Source organism: Marisediminitalea aggregata (genome assembly GCF_900129565.1).
Lineage (GTDB): Bacteria > Pseudomonadota > Gammaproteobacteria > Enterobacterales > Alteromonadaceae > Alteromonas > Alteromonas aggregata.
The window spans coordinates 523,968-542,986 of the sequence record NZ_FQWD01000003.1; the positions used below are offsets into that span (position 1 = coordinate 523,968).

The 19,019-nt window shown below is 48.3% G+C and carries 16 protein-coding genes and 1 tRNA gene; 5 read left to right on the forward strand and 12 right to left on the reverse strand.

What is annotated here, in order from left to right:
- Positions 1–16: 16 nt before the first annotated feature.
- From kdsA to hemA, 6 genes are all read right to left on the reverse strand, one after another.
- The gene (gene kdsA / locus BUB81_RS10315; RefSeq protein ID WP_073322342.1) at positions 17–868 is read right to left on the reverse strand and encodes a 3-deoxy-8-phosphooctulonate synthase; all 852 of its coding nucleotides are present in this window, start codon (positions 866–868) and stop codon (positions 17–19) included.
- A 28-nt stretch (positions 869–896) separates the two neighbouring features.
- Positions 897–1,262, reverse strand: a complete 366-nt coding sequence (locus tag BUB81_RS10320) for a SirB2 family protein (protein ID WP_245819156.1) — start codon at positions 1,260–1,262, stop codon at positions 897–899.
- A 21-nt stretch (positions 1,263–1,283) separates the two neighbouring features.
- Positions 1,284–2,834, reverse strand: coding sequence for a response regulator (locus BUB81_RS10325; protein WP_073322346.1), 1,551 nt, complete (start codon positions 2,832–2,834; stop codon positions 1,284–1,286).
- Positions 2,835–3,007: 173 nt separating this feature from the next.
- Positions 3,008–3,862 (reverse strand): peptide chain release factor N(5)-glutamine methyltransferase, encoded by an 855-nt coding sequence (gene prmC / locus BUB81_RS10330; protein WP_073322348.1) that lies wholly within the window; start codon positions 3,860–3,862, stop codon positions 3,008–3,010.
- Complete coding sequence (prfA, locus tag BUB81_RS10335) at positions 3,863–4,948, reverse strand: peptide chain release factor 1 (RefSeq protein ID WP_073322350.1); 1,086 nt, start codon at positions 4,946–4,948, stop codon at positions 3,863–3,865.
- Between the two features lie 25 nt (positions 4,949–4,973).
- On the reverse strand, positions 4,974–6,239 hold the full coding sequence (hemA, locus tag BUB81_RS10340; RefSeq protein ID WP_073322352.1) for a glutamyl-tRNA reductase: 1,266 nt from the start codon (positions 6,237–6,239) through the stop codon (positions 4,974–4,976).
- Between the two features lie 113 nt (positions 6,240–6,352).
- Here hemA and lolB point away from each other — a divergent pair, with 113 nt between their 5' ends.
- The 5 genes from lolB (at position 6,353) to BUB81_RS10365 (ending at position 10,080) form a co-directional block, all read left to right on the forward strand.
- Positions 6,353–6,955 carry a lipoprotein insertase outer membrane protein LolB gene (gene lolB, locus BUB81_RS10345; protein WP_073322822.1) on the forward strand — a complete coding sequence of 201 codons (603 nt, stop codon included), beginning with the start codon at positions 6,353–6,355 and terminating at the stop codon, positions 6,953–6,955.
- A complete protein-coding gene (gene ispE / locus BUB81_RS10350) occupies positions 6,940–7,803 on the forward strand; it encodes a 4-(cytidine 5'-diphospho)-2-C-methyl-D-erythritol kinase (protein WP_073322354.1) in 864 nt (287 codons plus the stop codon). Before lolB ends, ispE begins: the two co-directional genes overlap by 16 nt.
- A gap of 14 nt (positions 7,804–7,817) precedes the next feature.
- A tRNA-Gln gene (locus tag BUB81_RS10355) sits at positions 7,818–7,893 on the forward strand.
- A 32-nt stretch (positions 7,894–7,925) separates the two neighbouring features.
- Positions 7,926–8,873, forward strand: coding sequence for a ribose-phosphate pyrophosphokinase (locus BUB81_RS10360; protein ID WP_073322356.1), 948 nt, complete (start codon positions 7,926–7,928; stop codon positions 8,871–8,873).
- 133 nt (positions 8,874–9,006) lie between these two features.
- On the forward strand, positions 9,007–10,080 hold the full coding sequence (locus tag BUB81_RS10365; protein ID WP_073322358.1) for a mechanosensitive ion channel family protein: 1,074 nt from the start codon (positions 9,007–9,009) through the stop codon (positions 10,078–10,080).
- 40 nt (positions 10,081–10,120) lie between these two features.
- Here BUB81_RS10365 and BUB81_RS10370 read toward each other — a convergent pair whose 3' ends face one another.
- The 6 genes from BUB81_RS10370 to BUB81_RS10395 all read right to left on the reverse strand — a co-directional run bounded on the left by BUB81_RS10370 (position 10,121) and on the right by BUB81_RS10395 (position 18,869).
- The gene (locus BUB81_RS10370; protein WP_073322360.1) at positions 10,121–12,262 is read right to left on the reverse strand and encodes a putative bifunctional diguanylate cyclase/phosphodiesterase; all 2,142 of its coding nucleotides are present in this window, start codon (positions 12,260–12,262) and stop codon (positions 10,121–10,123) included.
- 3 nt (positions 12,263–12,265) lie between these two features.
- Entirely contained in the window at positions 12,266–12,757 is a 492-nt protein-coding gene (locus BUB81_RS10375) for a Rab family GTPase (RefSeq protein WP_073322362.1), read from the reverse strand.
- Positions 12,754–14,538 carry an OmpA family protein gene (locus BUB81_RS10380; RefSeq protein ID WP_073322364.1) on the reverse strand — a complete coding sequence of 595 codons (1,785 nt, stop codon included), beginning with the start codon at positions 14,536–14,538 and terminating at the stop codon, positions 12,754–12,756. Before BUB81_RS10380 ends, BUB81_RS10375 begins: the two co-directional genes overlap by 4 nt.
- 5 nt (positions 14,539–14,543) lie before the next feature.
- On the reverse strand, positions 14,544–15,098 hold the full coding sequence (locus BUB81_RS10385) for a hypothetical protein (RefSeq protein WP_073322366.1): 555 nt from the start codon (positions 15,096–15,098) through the stop codon (positions 14,544–14,546).
- 234 nt (positions 15,099–15,332) lie between these two features.
- Positions 15,333–17,591: a hybrid sensor histidine kinase/response regulator gene (locus BUB81_RS10390; RefSeq protein WP_073322368.1), complete on the reverse strand. Its 2,259-nt coding sequence runs from the start codon at positions 17,589–17,591 to the stop codon at positions 15,333–15,335.
- A 15-nt stretch (positions 17,592–17,606) separates the two neighbouring features.
- On the reverse strand, positions 17,607–18,869 hold the full coding sequence (locus BUB81_RS10395; RefSeq protein ID WP_073322370.1) for an ABC transporter substrate-binding protein: 1,263 nt from the start codon (positions 18,867–18,869) through the stop codon (positions 17,607–17,609).
- Positions 18,870–19,019: the final 150 nt, after the last annotated feature.

Genomic DNA, 19,019 nt, shown 5'->3' on the forward strand with positions numbered 1-19,019 from the left:
CGCGAAATCACGCTACTTAGTTTGCACTGGTATCCAGTGGTGCAAAGCCCTTCACCAGCTCATCGAGCGCTTTCATTTGTGTCAGGTACCCTTCCAGCTTGGAAAGCGGTAACGCACAAGGACCATCACACTTGGCTTCATCCGGATTCGGGTGAGATTCGATAAATAATCCGGCAAGGCCCAGAGCCATACCACTACGCGCCAATTGCGCAGCTTGTGCACGTCGTCCGTCAGCCGACGTTTCTCTGCCGCCAGGCATTTGTAATGCGTGTGTCGCATCGAAAATAACCGGAGCGTATTCTTTCATGGCATCCATACCCAGCATATCGACAACCAGGTTGTTGTAACCATAACAGCTACCACGTTCACACAAAATGACGTTTTCATTGCCGGCTTCGCCAATTTTTTTAATGATATGACGCATTTCATGTGGTGCTAAGAACTGAGGCTTCTTTACGTTAATTACAGCCCCCGTTTTGGCCATAGCAACGACCAAATCAGTTTGGCGAGCCAAAAAAGCAGGCAGTTGAATAACATCTACCACTTCAGCAACAGGTGCCGCCTGATACGGCTCATGCACATCGGTGATGAGTGGAACGTTAAACGTCGACTTGATTTCTTCAAAGATCTTCAGCCCTTCTTCCATACCCGGTCCGCGAAAGGACGTAATGGACGAGCGGTTTGCCTTGTCGAAGGACGCTTTAAATACATAGGGAATATCGAGCTTTTGGCAAACTTCAACGTAGTGTTCCGCAATCCGCATTGCAAGGTCGCGTGATTCCAGTACGTTCATTCCGCCAAATAAAACAAATGGCTTATCATTCGCGACAGTGATATTGCCCACTGTAACCTGCGAAATTTGAGTCATGATGATGTGTCCTGTCAGGAGTAAAAAATTACAAGAAGAAGACTTGCTTGGTTATCGCGACTTTAGCCGTTACACCCAATACAATCAATGCACCGGCAAAACCGCCCCACTTTTTAACCGGGGTTTCTGATTTAAGCGCCAGCAAACCAAACAATATATAACCGATCACGCCGATGACCTTAGCAGTCAGCCAGCTATTAACAATTGGGTACTGAGATAAAATCACACATAACCAGATTGCGCTACCAAGTAACACGGTGTCGATAATATGCGGTACGACCTTGACCCATTTTTGTTGTAGAAATGAAGGGTTCATCTGGCCATAGATAAAACGAAAAACAAACAACAGCACACTGATGCCAACGGCTGTCATGTGCAGGTGTTTCGCCATCATGTACATCGCGATTCCTTTTTATTAGTTAGATTGACTGGGGTATTGTTGCTGAATTTCCACGAACTTGTCGATGTTTTCGATAAATATTTGCATCAATTGCGGATCAAACTGCTTTCCGGCCGCTTCTTGCATGGTTTCCTGCACTTTTTCCAACGGCCAGGCAGGTTTGTAGACCCGGGAATTGTACAGCGCATCAAAGGTATCCAGTATGGCCATTAAACGGCTTTCCAAACTGATTTTTTCACCTTTCAGGCCGTCCGGATACCCTTCTCCGTCCCAGCGTTCATGGTGATGCCTGGCCAGTTGAGCAGCCATTTTAATGATAGGCCTTTTTGAGTCTTTAAAGACCTGGTAGCCAAACTCGGCATGCATCTGAATTTGATGAAACTCTTCATCAGAGAGTGTTTCTGATTTGTTGAGTATCGAGCGCGGTACATAAGAATTCCCTATGTTATGTAAGGGCGCAGCAAGCAGCAACATTTGCAATGCGCTTTCGTTCATGCCGGCTTTTAATGCGAGTGTCTCGGTCATCGCCACTATGCGTTTAACATGATTATTGTCGAGTTCCCGGCCATCCAGTGCCTGCCCCAGTCGCTGCACGATTTCATTCTGGGTATCACTGACTTCGCGGGAATTGAGCAGGTTGTCGAACGCTATCTGGACGTTTTCAGAAAACTTCTGCACCAACTGAATATCCATTTCATTTACCGGGCGAGGCAGACCGGTTAAAAATAGCAATGAGCCACGGTTCACATTGCTTTTGCAGTAAGCAACCAAATGCTCGTCAGCGAACACGACTTCCTTGCGTTGGAGTGCTTGCTGGCACAAGTCATATTCAAATTCAGACAACGACTCTCGCAAGCGCCCGCCTTCCTTACCGGAGTATTCGCCGTTCCCTGCGAAAATGTACAAATCCCCCAATGTGCCTATTGGTTTGGATACTGCAACCGCTGAGGTAATGTAGGCCGCGTTCTTGGCGCCGCCTAAAATAGACGCGAGCTGTTGAATCAAACCTTGCATTAAGCGCTCGAGTGAACGCGAGGAAAACAAATCAGCAGAGGCATCGATAATTTTTTCCAAACCGGCTCGGGCTTCTTCAATAACAATAATGTCCCGGTAAGAACGAAGCGCAGCAATGATCACGGTAAACAGCTTCTGCGCGGTGAGTTCGGTTTTGGATTTGTAATCATTAATATCGTAATTGATGATCACGTCTTTTTCCGGGGCCTGACCGGGCTGGCCGGTGCGCAGGATTATGCGTGTGAAGTGATTTTCCAAATCGTTTCTGATGTAGTCAGCCACTCGTAGACCGGCGTCGTCAGACTCCATTACTACATCCAGTAATACGACGGCGATGTCGTTGTGTTCGCGAAACATACGACGAGCTTCTTCGCCATCGTATGCGCTTAAAAACGTAAGCGCTCTGCCGTTTAAGGTAAAATCATTGAGGGCCAAACGCGTAACGGCATGCACTTCAGGTTCGTCATCAACAATCAGTACTTTCCAGTAACCGATCTCTCCTTGTTCCGGTTCATCATCTTCATCTACAAACAATACATCATCATCGTTCATGTAACGCATTCCTTTTGTGTCATATTCCCCATCTGGGGTCATAGGGATAACTGGTTGCCGACTTACTGCTTTTTCAGCCACATATCATAGAGTTATACAAGCCGTCGATTCAGAAGTATAGTGCATTAGGGTAAAGTGTCCACTGCCATAGATGCAGATCAACAGGCAGGCTTTCAGGCAGTACACTGACCCATGGTTATACGGTCCAGACCATTGAGGTCTTTAACGCCACGACACTGAGTAAAGCCATGCTCACGTAGCAAGGCGTTTATGGCTTGATGTTGCGTGTAACCATGCTCAATCAGCAGCCATCCGCCATTCGATAAATACGCTGGCGACTGTGCAATGATAAGGCGAATATCATCCAGACCATCTTCACCTGCTGTTAATGCCGAATGGGGTTCAAACCGCACATCACCTTCATGCAAATACGGGCTGCTGCTTTCTACGTAGGGAGGATTAGTGACGATCAGGTCAAAATGCTGATCGGGGTGTAAAGCACTAAACCAGTGACTCTCCAGCCAGTTCAGGCCAGCTAGTCCATTTAATGCTGCGTTGCTTTTTGCCAGTTCGATGGCTTGTGGAATGCGGTCAACGCCGGTTACCGTCCAGCCAGGCTGTTCGGAGGCCAAAGCCAGTGCTATAGCGCCAGTTCCGGTACCTAAATCACACACATTGGCTGTTTCAGCCAGGGGCAATGCGAGCGCGGTTTCAACCAATAATTCAGTTTCAGGGCGCGGTATTAGCGTTGAAGGATTGCAGTTTAACTCGAGCTCCCAAAAGCCGCGTTTGCCAACAAGATAGGCAACCGGATACCCCTGTTGCCGCTTGGCGACCAACTCAGCCAACGCACTGAATTGCGCGTCGGAAAGTAGTTTCTCGGGCCAGGTATACAAATAGCTTTGCTGGCAATCCATAACGTGGCAAACCAAAACCCTGGCATCCACAGCGGGCGATTCCCCGCCCTCGAGTGATTGCGTTGCCCACTGAACGGCATCGGCTATGGTTTTACCCGAGCCCGCTGTCACTTAGTTATCTGCCAGTGAAGCCAACAGGTCGGCCTGATGTTCCTGACGGATAGGTTCCAGCAGCAGACCAAGACTACCTTCAATGACTTCGTCCAGACGATACAATGTCAGGTTGATGCGATGGTCTGTTACCCGTCCTTGTGGGAAATTATAGGTACGGATACGCTCTGAACGATCACCACTGCCCACCAGATTACGGCGGGTGGAGGCTTCTTCTGCGTCGCGCTTGTCCTGTTCGATTTGATTCAAACGAGCCTGTAACACCGACATCGCTTTAGCGCGGTTTTTATGCTGTGAACGTTCGTCCTGACACTCAACCACTACGCCTGTAGGAATGTGCGTAATACGAATGGCGGAGTCAGTTTTGTTAACGTGCTGACCACCGGCACCGGACGCACGAAAGGTATCGACACGCAAATCTGCCGGGTTAATTTCAATTGCCTCAGATTCAGGGATTTCTGGCAACACAGCGACTGTACAGGCAGAAGTGTGAATACGACCTTGTGATTCCGTTTCCGGCACACGTTGCACGCGGTGGCCACCAGATTCAAACTTCATCACGCCATAGGCACCGTCACCTGATACGTTGGCAATCACCTCTTTAAAACCGCCGTGCTCGCCTTCGTTGGCACTTACCAACTCGATACGCCAGCCTTTGGTTTCAGCATAACGGCTGTACATGCGGAACAAATCACCGGCAAAAATAGCCGCTTCGTCACCACCTGCACCCGCGCGGATTTCAAGGAAGCAGTTGTGATCATCATTTGGGTCGCGCGGCAGTAACAAAATTTGCAGTTCAGATTCGAGACGGTCAATCTCTTCTTTGGCGACCTTGATTTCTTCCTGCGCCATCTCGCGCATCTCAGCGTCCTCTTCCTGCAGCATTTCCTGCGCAGACGCTAAGTCCTCTTCGGCCTGACGATACGCATTAAACCCCGCCACAACATCTTCTAACTGGCTGAACTCTTTAGACAACGCGCGGAACTTCTCCTGGTTGCTAATGGTGTCAGGATCACCCAGCAGCGCCTGCACTTCGGCGAAGCGTTCTACGAGGTTTTCCAATTTAATGACTACGGACTCTTTCATACTTTTCCTGATATATGTGTGACGGTTACCTGTTGTCAGGGTTGTCCAGTTCAAACGCTTTAGCCAGCCATCGGGTTGTGCGTTGATCGGCCTGAGTTGAGGCATCACGCAGCGCGCGAGTCGGTGCGTGAAGTAATGCATTAGTTAATTTATAGGCCAGTTCTTCTACAACGTCTTCTGCTGACTGACCTTCCTGAATTTGTTTTCGCGCTTTGTCGAGTAATTCCTGACGCTGCTGATTACCTCTGTCGCGGTATTGTTTCACCAGATCGACACTCTGACGGGACTGTTGCCACTGCAAAAAACTACCGACTTGCTGCTCAATAATCCCGGCAGCCTGGGCGGCGGCCTGTTCCCGTGATGCCATATTTTGCTGCACGATATGCTGCAAATCATCCACGGTATATAAGTAGGCATCGCCCAGCTCATTTACCTGAGCCTCGATATCGCGTGGGACAGCCAAATCCACCATAAACATGGGCAAATTACGTCGCTGTTTAAGCGCATCCTCGACCATGCCTTTACCAATCAGCGGTAACTGACTGGCAGTCGAACTGATTACGATATCAAACTGGTGGAGCTTTTCTGGTAGCTGGCTCAGCGTCATCACTTCTGCATCCAGTGAACTTGCCAGGTTTTCCGCCCGTGCCAAGGTCCGGTTTGCAACCGCCAAGCGTTTAACGCCTTGTTCTTTTAAATGCTGAGCGACCAGTTCGATGGTTTCGCCTGCGCCAACCAGTAACACGGAACGTTCGGGCAAGCGCGCGAATATGTGTTTGGCTAACTGCACTGCGGCATAAGCAACGGACACGGCATTGGCGCCTATTTCCGTTTCACTTCGCACCCGCTTGGCAACGGTAAATGTGTGCTGAAACAACTTGTCGAACTGAGTACTGACTAAACCTGAATGACGGGCATGATTATAGGCTTGCTTTATTTGCCCCAGAATCTGCGGCTCGCCCAATACCAGCGAATCAAGCCCGCACGCTACACGCATAATGTGTTCGATAGCAGCGACTTGCTCGTAGATGTAGGCATTTGCGTTGAGCTGTTCGCGGTCGACTCCATGAAACGACGCTAACCAGTCGATTAACTGGCTGGTGTCAACGTTATCTGCGGTGACGTAAAGCTCAGTGCGGTTACAGGTAGAGACAATGACCGACTCTTCCACGCCGTCGAAGGATTTCAACGATGACAACGCCTCAACCAGCGAATCCGGGGTGAACGCGACTTTTTCTCGCAGTTCAACCGGAGCGGTTTTGTGGTTTATTCCGAGGGCAATCAGGGTCATGAGGTTCGACAACAGCTACAATGGAGCGGCATTGTACGAAAAAGCCAAAATGATTGAAAGTGCTGGTAGTTCTATGTTCCACTATCGTTTTAATAGATTTTTTAGGTTTGACCGTGTTACGACACCTTTTTGTAGGTTTTTTAATCGTCTTAGTCAGTGGGTGTGCAGCGCGTTTACCTCAACCAGAAGGGCAAATTGATTTACCCGAACAACTGGCAAAGTTACGCCAGATTTCAACCTGGGAAATCAGTGGCAAGCTGGCCATTAAACACCCCGACCAGTCATTAAGCGCCAATTTACGCTGGCAGACCCAACAACCTGATTTTGAATTTCGCCTCAGCAACTTTTTGGGTATCACGCTGGTCGACATGCAAAATACCCGTGACGGTGCCGTGCTGGAGGCCGATGGTGAAACCTACACTGATCCCAGTGCCAGTCTGTTGTTATATCAAATGACAGGATGGGATATACCGGTTAATCAGTTGCTCAGTTGGATCAAAGGCGTGCCAAAAACCGGCGATATTTACCAGTTAGACGAGCACGGTTTGGTGTCGGAGCTCAAACCCGCCTGCCAACAATGTGCCGGCTGGATAGTCAGTTACGGCAGATATCAGCAAGTGGACGATGTTTGGCTGCCCCACGCGCTCACGCTTACCAACCCATTACAGCCTGATCACTCAATTAAAATTCGAATTTATAAATGGACACTCAATTAACTCCAGACTGGTGGCCCAGTCCCGCCAAGCTCAATTTATTTCTTCATATTCTCGGCCGATACCCCAATGGCTACCATCAGTTACAAAGCCTGTTTCAGATGTTAGACACCGGGGACCGTCTGGCTTTTAGTCTGAATACAACGGGTGACATCACGGTTAGCCCGGAAATTCCCGGGGTGAATACTGAAGATAATTTGGTCTATCGCGCCGCCAGCATGCTACAGCGCCATTGTAATGTTAGTCAGGGCGTCGATATTTTATTGGATAAACAATTACCTATGGGTGGTGGTATAGGTGGCGGGTCATCTAATGCCGCCACCACACTGGTTGCGCTCAACCATTACTGGCAGTGCAAACTCAGCACCGATGAGCTGGCAGAACTGGGGCTGACATTAGGCGCAGATGTACCGATATTTGTACGCGGAAAGACCGCGTTTGCCGGTGGTGTGGGTGAAGATATTCATCCAACAACACTCCCGGAACAAGCGTATTTAGTGGTGTTCCCGGGCGTACACGTGGGGACTGCTGAGGTATTCGGGCATCCTGAACTGCCGCGAGATACCCCGCCAATGCGATGGCAGGATTACGAATTTGAATCTACCCATAACGATTGCCAGCAAATTGTCTTTAATGCGCATCCGGAAGTTGCAAAATTATTACAGTGGTTGGTACACTACGCACCGTCGCGGATGACTGGCACGGGCGCGTGTGTTTTTGCCAAATTTGAGACAGTGTCACAGGCCAGCGATGTGCATAAACAATTGCCATCAAAATGGTCGGGATTCGTCGCAAAAGGTATGAATACTTCGCCGCTTTTATTAAAATTAGAACAAGTGTCTCTAATCTAACGACAACAATTTGATGGGGTATAGCCAAGTTGGTAAGGCAGCGGGTTTTGATCCCGCCATCCGTTGGTTCGAGTCCAGCTACCCCAGCCACCTCCTACTATCAAAGCACTGAGGAAACACTTGTGCCAGACATGAAGCTCTTTGCAGGTAACGCGATTCCTGAATTAGCCCAGAAAGTTGCTGATCGCCTTTACACCAAGCTTGGCAACGCCACCGTCGGCCGTTTTAGTGACGGCGAGATCGCAGTAGAAATTCATGAAAACGTCCGTGGCTCGGACGTTTTTATTATCCAGTCTACGTGCGCGCCCACCAATGATAACCTGATGGAGTTGATCGTTATGATCGACGCCTTACGCCGTGCATCTGCAGGCCGTATTACAGCCGTTATCCCGTATTTTGGTTATGCCCGTCAGGACCGTCGTGTTCGCTCAGCGCGTGTACCCATTACCGCAAAAGTGGTTGCGGATTTTCTGTCTAACGTGGGCGTTGACCGTGTACTCACCATCGATTTACACGCTGAGCAGATTCAAGGGTTCTTTGATGTACCGGTAGATAATGCCTTCGGTACGCCAATCCTGTTGAACGACATGTTCCAGCGCGATTTCGTTGATCCAGTTGTTGTTTCACCTGACATTGGTGGTGTTGTGCGTGCGCGTGCAACAGCTAAGTTGTTGAATGATACCGATCTGGCCATTATCGACAAGCGTCGTCCTAAAGCAAACGTTGCACAGGTAATGAACATCATTGGTGATGTGCAGGACCGCGACTGTATCATTGTTGACGACATGATCGACACAGGTGGAACCCTGGCGAAAGCCGCCGATGCGTTAAAACAGCACGGTGCTCGTAAAGTGTATGCATATGCAACACACGCTATCTTCTCAGGCAACGCGGCAAATAACTTACGTGATTCAGTGATTGATGAAATTATTATCACCGACTCAATTCCTCTTGCTGCAGATATGCGCGCAATTGGTAAAGTTAAGCAGTTGACATTGTCTGAAATGCTGGCAGAAACGATTCGTCGTATCAGCAACGAAGAATCTATCTCGGCAATGTTCGAGTACTAAGCTTCACTGTAAGAGTCCGGGGTATCTCTCTGATATCCCGGCTTTATTCTCTCCTCGAACTACCCCTTCGCCTATTTACTTCACTCGCATGCCCCGATACAGTGTGCCCAGAACAATTATCTGAGTTGATTACATGGCGCACCTGGCTGATTACATTCCTTCTCTGCTTACCTTATGTGTCATTGGCCTGGGCCTGGCTTTTTTCCACTGGTTACTGATCCGCCGCAATACGCACTTAACCAGTGACCAAAGGCTACCCCGGCAGCTTATCATGCTGTTGCTTACCTTCGTCAGTGTCATTGCGTTTGTATTGTCATTGCCGCTTAGCGAAGCCATTCAAAACCAGATCCTGGCGCTAATCGGTATTTTACTCTCGGGTGTCATTGCGTTTTCGTCTACCACCATTGTCTCGAATGTCATGGCCGGCTTGGTGTTGCGTTTCAACAAACCTTTCCGATTAGGCGACTTTGTAAGGGTGAACGGCTTTTCTGGGCGCGTAGCCGAAATGGGACTTTTGGAAACCGAAATTCAGACAGAAACCCGTGAACTTATTGCTTTTGCCAACACGATTTTGATTAACAGTCCGGTGACCGTGGTACGTTCGTCGGGGGCAATTGTGTCAGTTGAACTCAGCCTGGGATACGAAATACACCACAGTAAAGTTGAACAGCATTTGTTACAGGCAGGCACCGAAGCGGGATTAGAAGAGCCGTTTGTTCAGGTTATTTCACTAGGCGACTTTTCTGTTACATACCGAATCGCAGGGCTCCTTACCGATGTAAAAAGCATGATCAGTGCGCGTTCAAAGCTACACAAAGCCGTGTTGGACTGTTTGCATAATGCTAATATTGAAATTGTTTCACCCACGTTCGTCAATTCCCGACCACAACCTGACGACCGCGTAATGATACCGGTGAGGCAACGCATTGTGCAGGTCAATGAGCCTGACGCCCCTCGTCCGGAAGATATATTATTCGACAAGGCCGAAGAGGCAGAAGCCATTCAACGCGACAAAATGACCGTGGAAGCGGAACTGGCTGCTATCCAGGAGCAGCTGTCCGGGGCTGACAGTGAACAAAAAGACGCGCTGAAAGCACGCCGCGATGAACTAAAAGCGCAACTGGCAGAACTGGCCACGCCGGTAAAAGAAGAGGCAGAGCAAATTGAGTCCGCCCCTGGCATAACTAAATCACCAGACGCCGAATAAGCCTGTTCACAGTACAGGTTGGCACTGAGACAGCTCTTATTTATGGCTGTGACGCGTAGTCTTTGTACCAGGAGCTAAAGGCAGCGACCGTCATCGGCTTGCTATATAAGAAGCCCTGCGCACAATCGCAGTTGTTATCAATTAAAAACTGATGCTGATCGGCCGTCTCAACCCCTTCTGCAATAACTTGCAGATTAAGGCTTTTCGCCAAGCCCAAAATAGCCAGCACAATGGCGCTGTCTTCGTTGTTGTTGATACCCACATCCTGAATAAATGACTTGTCGACTTTAAGTTCATCGATAGATAAATGTTTCAGATAGGATAACGAGCTGAATCCGGTGCCAAAGTCGTCAATAGATACAATCACACCCAACTGACGCAGTTTTACCAATAGCGCGGAAACACTTTCATAGCTGTGCACCAGCACGCTTTCAGTAAGCTCAACCGACAGTTGCTTCGGATTGACCTGATAGGACTCAATACTGCTGATGATGTAGTCAATAGTATCCTGATCGGACACCTGCCGTGCCGACACATTGATAGCGACCCGAACATCAACGGCTTGCTGCTTAAAGCGCTGCAATATCTTACACACCTCGTCAATCAGCCAGTTACCAAAGGGAATTATTAACCCAGTTTGCTCAGCAACGGGAATAAATACTTCAGGCGAAATAAATTCACCATCGGCATGTTGCCAACGCGCCAGCGCTTCACATTTCACAACCCGGTTTGCTTTCAAATCGATAATGGGCTGCAAATACACTTCCAGCTCACCGTTTTCGATTGCCCGGCGCAAAGACTCTTCGAGCTTGTAGCGCTCTTCACTGTGGCGTTTAAGCTCATCACTGAATGCGCAAATAGCATTGTCCAGTCGGTACTTAGCGTAATACAGTGCCAAATCACAGTTTCGCATTAGTTCATCGGCGGACATGGCGTGTTCCGGATAACGCACCAAACCTATGCACACGTCCAGGGTAAGGCCTTGCACCAGGCTGGTATCATAAGGCTGTCGCAATGTGGATTGCAGCGCTTCGGCGAATATCAGCGCATTGTCATTTGCCACCGCTTTATTTTTTATATTCAGAATAAGGGCAAATTCGTTGCTGGCTATGCGCGCCACAAAACCCAGCTCACCGACCGCTTTGGTGAGTCGGGCGGCTACGGCGCCCAGTATCTCATCACCAGCTTTATAGCCATGCAGGTTGTTAATATGCTTAAAGCCCTTAACGTCCACGTAAATCAGATAAAACGGCGTTTTTTGTGCAATTGTGCGTCTAAGCTGCACAGTAAAATAATGGCGGTTGGGTAACTGTGTCAGTGAATCCGTGCTGGTCTGAGGCAGTAACGCTGCTTCATTTTGTTTGAATGCACTGATTTCACTCAATACGTAAATCCAGTGAGAGTGATTGTTCGCTTCATCGACAACCGGATGAACAGTTAACTGTAACCACACTGGTGCTGACGCATTATTGTGCCAGAACAATTCGCCCTGCCAGGACGTTTTTCGCTTCACCAAATCATCCGTAATCTGCTGATTCAGATTCAGTTCGGTTAGCATGCCGTGAATTTGTGCTGTGGTGTCTTCTTTTTGGGCGCTGCACAACAGCATTTTTGCCGACTCGTTTTCGAACAATAATGGGCCATCGGCCCGTGTGACTACCACCCCAGTCTCAAGGTGATAAATAGTCTGGTGTATTGGTGCGGGATCCAACAGTTGCTGCTTGTTAGAAGCTAATACATGAGTCAGCCGCTGTTTTATGTACTCATGCTCCCCCACAATTTCATCGTGTTCGAGCAACACTTCCCGGGCGCTTTGCAGCACCGACTGCTGCTTTTTAAAGGCTTTTTCAACATTCTGGACAATCAAATAGGCACTGCCCTCGGCGGTTTTAGTTGCGGTAGCATCAAAATGCAGGGCCTCGTCCTTAATTTGCTCTTCCCACATACCGGCGGTCAGGTAATTGTCGTTCTTGCCGGCCCACACCGCTTCAGCGTCTATTAAAAAATCCGCTAAATAAGGACTCGCCTCGTCGGTAATCAACACACTATTTGTTGCATAGGGTTCAGCTATTTCAGTTAACCATACCGGTGCGTCACCCTGAACACGAAAGCGGTTACCGCTGTCTGGTTGCAGCACCGCACAGTCAATAACACCTAACTTTCTGAGTAACGATACGTCCATGCTTTACGACTCCCCAAACGCAACAAACTCAAACATATCTTCCACCGACTCACCCGTTTTAGCACTGGTATAAAATACATTTGCGAAGTGATTTTCATAGGGTTCAAGCTCGCTGCGACTCCAATGGCTGGTTGCCGGTAAGTCCACTTTGTTAACCACCAGCACGGCGTGAGCCTTGGGATTAGCCTCCCTGGCTAATTGGTATACCTCAATCCCTTCCACTAATGACTGATAGCGGGTTTGGTCAACGATAATGAAAAAAGATGATGCGCCACGCAGATAGCGCGGATTAAAGCCGCAATAGCGGTCGATGCCTTCCATGTCCCAAAGCATGAGCTGGACCGTCGAGCCGTTACGCTCGACCTGCTTTTTGTCAATTTTTACGCCAATACTGGTAAGGTATTTTTCAGAAAAAATACCTTCGACGTACTGCTTCACAAGACTTGTTTTGCCCACTCCTGTGGGGCCAAGCATGCAAATTTTCTTTTGGATCACTGTTCAACGTCCTCTGCTCCCAACAATGATTGGGGAAACAGTGTGAATAAAACCATTCTGCCTGATTGGTTATCAATAGGTAACTCACCTATACCGGTTGCAATCAACGAAGCGCTTGGCACACCTTGCTCAACCAGAGCGCGTTTTACCGCTTCTGCCCTGACAGCGCTTAGCGCTTTGTTTTTTGATGCAACGCCCGTTTGATCACTGCTGCCAATGATCAATATCTTTGGTGCGCTTCCAGTATCTGACAATATGGCTTGTAAGGCCAATATATCTTGCGCTAAATCTCCCAGATGAGCGAGCTGAGTGGCATTTAGTTGCGATGCATCAACCTCAAATGTCACCGCAAATTGTGTAATTCGATTGCGATAGTGTTGAATCAACGCCTCTCGCTGCACAACATCTAAAGACTGATTTGCACTGATTTTTAAAGCGCGACTGTCAATCGTCAGGGCATCAATACCTGGTATTTTTTGCAATGACTGATTCAGCGCCAACCATTGTTGTGATGAAAGCTGACCGGACAACAGTAAACTGTCCGATTGTAAATTGACTTCCAGCGTCGGAATTTCCGCAATGAGCTGGCTCGCTTTTTGTTGCACAATAGCCGGTTCCACCGATAAATAAGGGCGCTCGCTGATTGTTACTTTGTTGGCATCAATCCCTTTTTCAGCCAACCAGGCAGTGGCAGACATTGCGGCACTGTCTCTCAGCAATGAAATATGTATTTGCCCGTCATTTTCGGCAACCCGGTTTACAATGATGCCCGGTGGGTTATCCAGATCGCGCAGCTTGTTGGTGAGCAAAGTCAATTCAATATTTTGATATACCTGCACACAACCAAAACCAACTAACGCAAGGAGCAACAACCAAACCGGGATTTTTTTCCATCCAGCAGGTTTGCGATAAGCTTCGCGCTTGTCACTGACCAAACAGTCAATAAGCACCCCTTGCGCCGACTGAAACTCACTATTGTCACCCTCGTAAGCCGCCAAAGGCTGGTTGTAAAAATGATGAAACTCTTCCAGCGTGGTTTGTAATTTTACTTGCACATCGGGCGGTAACTTACCGACCACAGCAGCCACCAAAATGGCCTCGGGGCCGACCTTGATTTGCAAGGTGACGGCGTCAGTTTTCACCTCGTGCAGTGAAGATTCTGATGAAGCTGACTGCGTAATGGCATCGGCCACAAAATCATTTATTGCCACCAGCATGGAGGAGAGTAAATCGGCATCCTGGGCTTTGGACTCATCTGCGGCGACAGACACCAGTAACGTGCCGGTTTCCCGATGGATGATCAGCAGTTGGTCGATTTTATACTGGTATATTTGCGCAGCGACGTAGTCAGAATAGCGAATGCCAGCTTGCCATGCCCGAAAACGCCACATAGCGCCGCGCACGGAAAAACTGCTTTCAATGATATTGTTAGTCTTTTCTACGAAATCCACCAGGAATGCGGACACCGCTTTACGCACCAGCGAGCCCACCAATGGGTAAAGCGAACCCACAATTTTGTCACGGTTTACTTCAATTGAACGATCAATTGAGCGCTCTACCAGCGGCACCAGAATTTTATTCACAGAACCGTCTTTGCGCTCGCGCTCAATCAACGCTTCTGAGACAACACCGCTTACAGACTGACGAACCTGCTTGTCCACCGATGGCGCCAGATAGCGATCATCCTGACCAAATAATAGCTGCCTGACTTTGTCTAGCGAAGCCTCAGCCACTTTCGATGAATCATCCTCGCCGTGCTGTGGTGCATCCTGCTTGTCCATAGCAATTATGACTTATCCGTAACCAGATTGGTTGCCATTGTTGCCAGCAGTTCTGCGAGGGTTTTGCGGTCAGTTTTAGTGTTACTGAGTTCGCTGGTCACTTTTGATAACTTCTCTTGTAGCTGCGCAATATTCGCCGCAATTTGCGCATCCAGCTTATCCATTTCCTGAACCATGTGATTTTCGAGCGACTGGGTGTCACTTTTCGCCGCAGACTCAGCCATCTCAAGAGACGACTGCAGACCATCAGTTATTTTCATCAACTGGGTATAATTGTCGTCTTGTTTGGTGTCTGTCTGGGTTATTTGCTGTGAAAGCGCTTTTTCTGTTTCCCGCAATGAAGCGTTCAACGTCGCAAACCCCTTCTCAATGCTGTCGGTGAGTGTAGCTACCTGTTCTGCAAGCTGCTTCTCAACCATATCAATACGCTCAGTGAGCTGCTGTTGAGCCTGCCCAAATAAAATATCGCGTAATTGCGTCAGATCTTGTTGTGCTGAACCAGCCTGAGTGTCGGCGGATTGCGAGTCACCACCGCCGTTTTTTGCTTTCGAATTACCCATATATGTGTCCTTTCTTTTTTATGCTCGCCAGTCCATGCCCAACTACGTAACAAACCAGCAGAACGGGGAAGATCAACTGAGTATCGCCAAGGGCTTTACCCCTATGTAAATACTATATTACTATACAAAAATTGCACAATACGTATTCTGGTAGATACACTTATTGTAAAACCCGTTAACTGTTTGCATATTTAATCACCTTTGTAACCCTTTCCTGCTTACCGGTAAGTCTTACTATGCGATTCCTTCAAGCGCTTGTCTGAGTGCGTCTTCATCAATGGGTTTGGTTAGAAAATGATTCATGCCCGCAGAAAGACAGGCGGCACTGTCTTCTGGTAAAACATTTGCGGTTAACGCAATAATTGGCGTGCGATTATGATTGGGTAAACGGCGGATTTTACGAGTGGCCTCAAGTCCGTCCATTTCTGGCATTTGCATATCCATAAATATCACATCCACATGATTCGACTTACAGTATTCGACGGCTTCTTTGCCGTTGTTCGCCATAGCAATATTTGTCAATCCAAAGTTACGTAACATGGCCTTCACAACCAATTGATTGATTTCATTGTCTTCTGCAATCAGAACCTGTTTACCACCATCAAAATTAAATGTGGTTCGATCTGACTGTCGGAGATCCAATTTACGCTCTGCGGTAGATATCGGTAACGTCAGATCAAATGAAAAACGCGAACCTTCTCCGGGCGCACTGTCTACCTCCAGTGAGGCGCCCATCAGCAACAACAGCTTATTCGAAATACTTAGCCCCAAACCGGTCCCGCCAAAACGCCGCGTTATTGAAGAGTCCGCTTGCGAAAAGGCATCGAACAGCAAGTTGACCTGGTCAGGCTCAATGCCAATTCCCGTATCAATAACGGCGAAAGAGACGTTTATTTCCTGATACTCCTCATCGAGATCATGTTGAATCACTTCCAGACTAACGCTTCCCTGTGAAGTAAATTTAACCGCATTACTGAGTAAGTTAATCAACACCTGTTTGATACGGGTGACGTCACCAACAAAATACTGCTGATCTAGCGAGTCCAGACGCGGAACAGAAAAGTCGATACCCCGCTCTGTTGCTAAAGGTTTGAACAAATGATTCAGCTCGATAAGCATCTTAAACAGGTCGAACGGCGCGTGCTCCAATCGAATTTTGCCCGAATCAATTTTGCTGAAATCGAGAATGTCGTTCAGGATCACCAGCAGACTCTTACCTGAAGAGTCTATGATATCGAGCATTTCTTTCTGTTCAGCAGCCAGTTTGGTTTTAGACAGTAGCCCTACCATCCCCAAAATACCGTTCATTGGCGTGCGAATCTCGTGGCTCATATTAGCCAAAAACTCAGACTTAATTTTAGACGTGTTTTCAGCTTCTTTTTTCGCGTCAAGCAAGTCTTCACTAACCGCTCGGAAGCGTTGAGCGGCTCCAGCCAACAACCCAATTTCGTCCAGTCTGTGGGTATCGTGAATGGGCGCGGTTAAATTGCCGCTTCTGAAAGACTGGAATGATTCAGTGAGTCGTTTTATGGCGCTGGTAATGTGTAAGTGGAAAAACAGCCCGAATATAATGAACAGCGTAAGCCCAACTACCACCGAAAGCTGAATTAAGCGCTGAGTTACTGACACCGCCTGTTCGCCCTGCTGCTTTATATTCGCCAGCAAGTCTAATGAGCGCTCTCTTAGCTTGTTGGCCTGAATGGTGAACTCAACCGCATCACCGGCCATCACCACATTCACCAACGACAGATAATTGCGGATTGCCTGCACCCCCTGCCCAAATTCCTGCTGATAGTCACTACCTAATTGCAGCAGCGTATCCAGTTCGGTCTGATGTTCACGAGCAAATCCATCTGAAAATGTCCCGACGGTAGAGCGCATTTGGGCAATGGCCGCGTTTACCGCCCTGCGCTGTTTAAATTGCCGCTGAGTCAGAAACAGGTTGGCAGACTGATTCATTTGATACCAGGCGTTCAACGCCTGGCTGGCTGTTGTTTTATCTGTACCTTTCGCATGTTGAATGAGTGACTGGATGAGCGACTCCCCCTGAATGAAGGTATCAGGCAACGCTTTGGCAATCAGTACATCTTTCGCTTCGTAGAGCGACTGCACTACCTCGAGGTTTTCGCCGTAACGGTTAACCAGCAGTTGCATGTCGTTTATGGGTTCATTCACCAGCGGGTCCACGATATTGCGTTTGACCACATCCAGGCGTTGCTGAATACTGATATGGGTTTCTTTCATCTTTTCCAGAATGGCAGCATTACCAGACTGACCGAAAACCGACACATTGCGTTGTAAGTCCACAATATCCTTGTTGATTTCGAGTACCCGGATGGCGTTGTTTGAAATAAGTAAAATACGCGAAACCGACGTGTCGACCTGTTTGATTTTATTGTTCAAAACACCGTAATTTACAGCCAGAATCAATAGAAATACCGCCAGCACCGCGCTGACTTTTAACGCAATAGAAGATTTGAGGCGTGATAGCATATTTACCCGACCAGCTTAAGCATTGAGAAATTCATACCAGCGATCCAGGCTGTAATCATAGTTATCCATGACCGTATTCCACACGGCGATATTAGAGAAACGCTTGGTATAGCTACCTCCATCCCGCCGTTCTCCGGCTTTCACTGACAACTTGCCATCGGTGCCGGTCAATCCCGCTCGCGCTTCCTGTCCTTCGTACCAGTAATCCCATTCCGCTTCACTCATTAGCGGACGGCTACGCTGCGGATTGGAGATGTAATAGCCCTGGCGCGCAATGAAAGCACCGGGATAACCAGACAACCACCAGTTCATATATTCATAGGCGGCGTCTTTTACATAGCCCGTGGTTTTAGAAGACAAACACATTACACCATGCCACGCGCGATAGCCTTCTTTGGGCGCCGCATACCTGACAGGTATGCCTTGCCCTTTGCAGGCTGTGACGCCAGGCGAAAACATACTCTGGATATTAACCCGCCGGTTTACCATAAATTCAACGGACTGGGGTACCGATGTCCAGAACCCGGCGAAATGTCCGGACTGCTTTTTCTCAATTAACACCGTAAACAACTGATCAAGTTCAGCAATGGTCATATTGCCGATGTCGTTGAACCGCACCAGTCCTTGAGCTTGTGCTGCCAGAGCCGCATCAAAAATGCCAATTGTAGGCGCATTTACCAATCCCACTTTTCCGCGGTTTGCGTCATCTAACAACCAACCCCAGGATTCTTCTGTATACCCCTTAGCTTCAGCTATCACCCGTGTGTCGTAGCCAAATGAATCGACATTGTGTACATAGGGCATAAAACTAATTTGTTTGGTCGGCTTTGGCCCTAATAAGCCATCATTCTGGACAAATAGAATTTTATTTGGCGCATCTCCTGCCGCAGTCTGTGCGTCAGGACTAATTTTACCGGTTTTGGTTAAGTCGTTTATTTCGTGCCAGTATGTCAGCCTATCCACGTCAAGCGCCTGAATTGCACCAGCGTACCACAGCACATTTATGGAATCTGACCATTGCTCATATAGGTCGAAAGATGCGGGATCGGCCGACGCCTTTTGCAACACAGCGGCGCTGCCCATTGGCTCAAAACGTATATCGATCCCCAGCTCCTGCATTGCTCTGCGACGCAACGGCTCCTGCAGCGTGACATGGGTTCCCATTACACGTAACGTAACCGTTTTTTTGGCGAACACGTATGGGGCTTTTGTCGCACAGATGGCCCCTGTTAGCGCGGCTGCAGACCCTTTTAAAAACGTACGGCGGTTGTTTTGCATATGTTGTTATTCCATATATATGCTATGTGCTGCTGAAACTGCACGATAAAGTTTGCTATAACTATAGATGATTTCAGGACTTTTGACGCCATGGAGATAAAATAGGCAACACAAAGATGATAATCAGTATGCATCTTCTATTCAGGGCAC

Bases quoted from the DNA above. Each gene is read 5' to 3' on its own strand.
- kdsA (WP_073322342.1), bottom strand. From the start codon at position 868: ATGACTCAAATTTCGCAGGTTACAGTGGGCAATATCACTGTCGCGAAT.
- BUB81_RS10320 (WP_245819156.1), bottom strand. From the start codon at position 1,262: ATGATGGCGAAACACCTGCACATGACAGCCGTTGGCATCAGTGTGCTG.
- BUB81_RS10325 (WP_073322346.1), bottom strand. From the start codon at position 2,834: ATGAACGATGATGATGTATTGTTTGTAGATGAAGATGATGAACCGGAA.
- prfA (WP_073322350.1), bottom strand. From the start codon at position 4,948: ATGAAAGAGTCCGTAGTCATTAAATTGGAAAACCTCGTAGAACGCTTC.
- hemA (WP_073322352.1), bottom strand. From the start codon at position 6,239: ATGACCCTGATTGCCCTCGGAATAAACCACAAAACCGCTCCGGTTGAA.
- ispE (WP_073322354.1), top strand. From the start codon at position 6,940: ATGGACACTCAATTAACTCCAGACTGGTGGCCCAGTCCCGCCAAGCTC.
- BUB81_RS10365 (WP_073322358.1), top strand. From the start codon at position 9,007: ATGGCGCACCTGGCTGATTACATTCCTTCTCTGCTTACCTTATGTGTC.
- BUB81_RS10370 (WP_073322360.1), bottom strand. From the start codon at position 12,262: ATGGACGTATCGTTACTCAGAAAGTTAGGTGTTATTGACTGTGCGGTG.
- BUB81_RS10380 (WP_073322364.1), bottom strand. From the start codon at position 14,538: ATGGACAAGCAGGATGCACCACAGCACGGCGAGGATGATTCATCGAAA.
- BUB81_RS10385 (WP_073322366.1), bottom strand. From the start codon at position 15,098: ATGGGTAATTCGAAAGCAAAAAACGGCGGTGGTGACTCGCAATCCGCC.
- BUB81_RS10390 (WP_073322368.1), bottom strand. From the start codon at position 17,591: ATGCTATCACGCCTCAAATCTTCTATTGCGTTAAAAGTCAGCGCGGTG.
- BUB81_RS10395 (WP_073322370.1), bottom strand. From the start codon at position 18,869: ATGCAAAACAACCGCCGTACGTTTTTAAAAGGGTCTGCAGCCGCGCTA.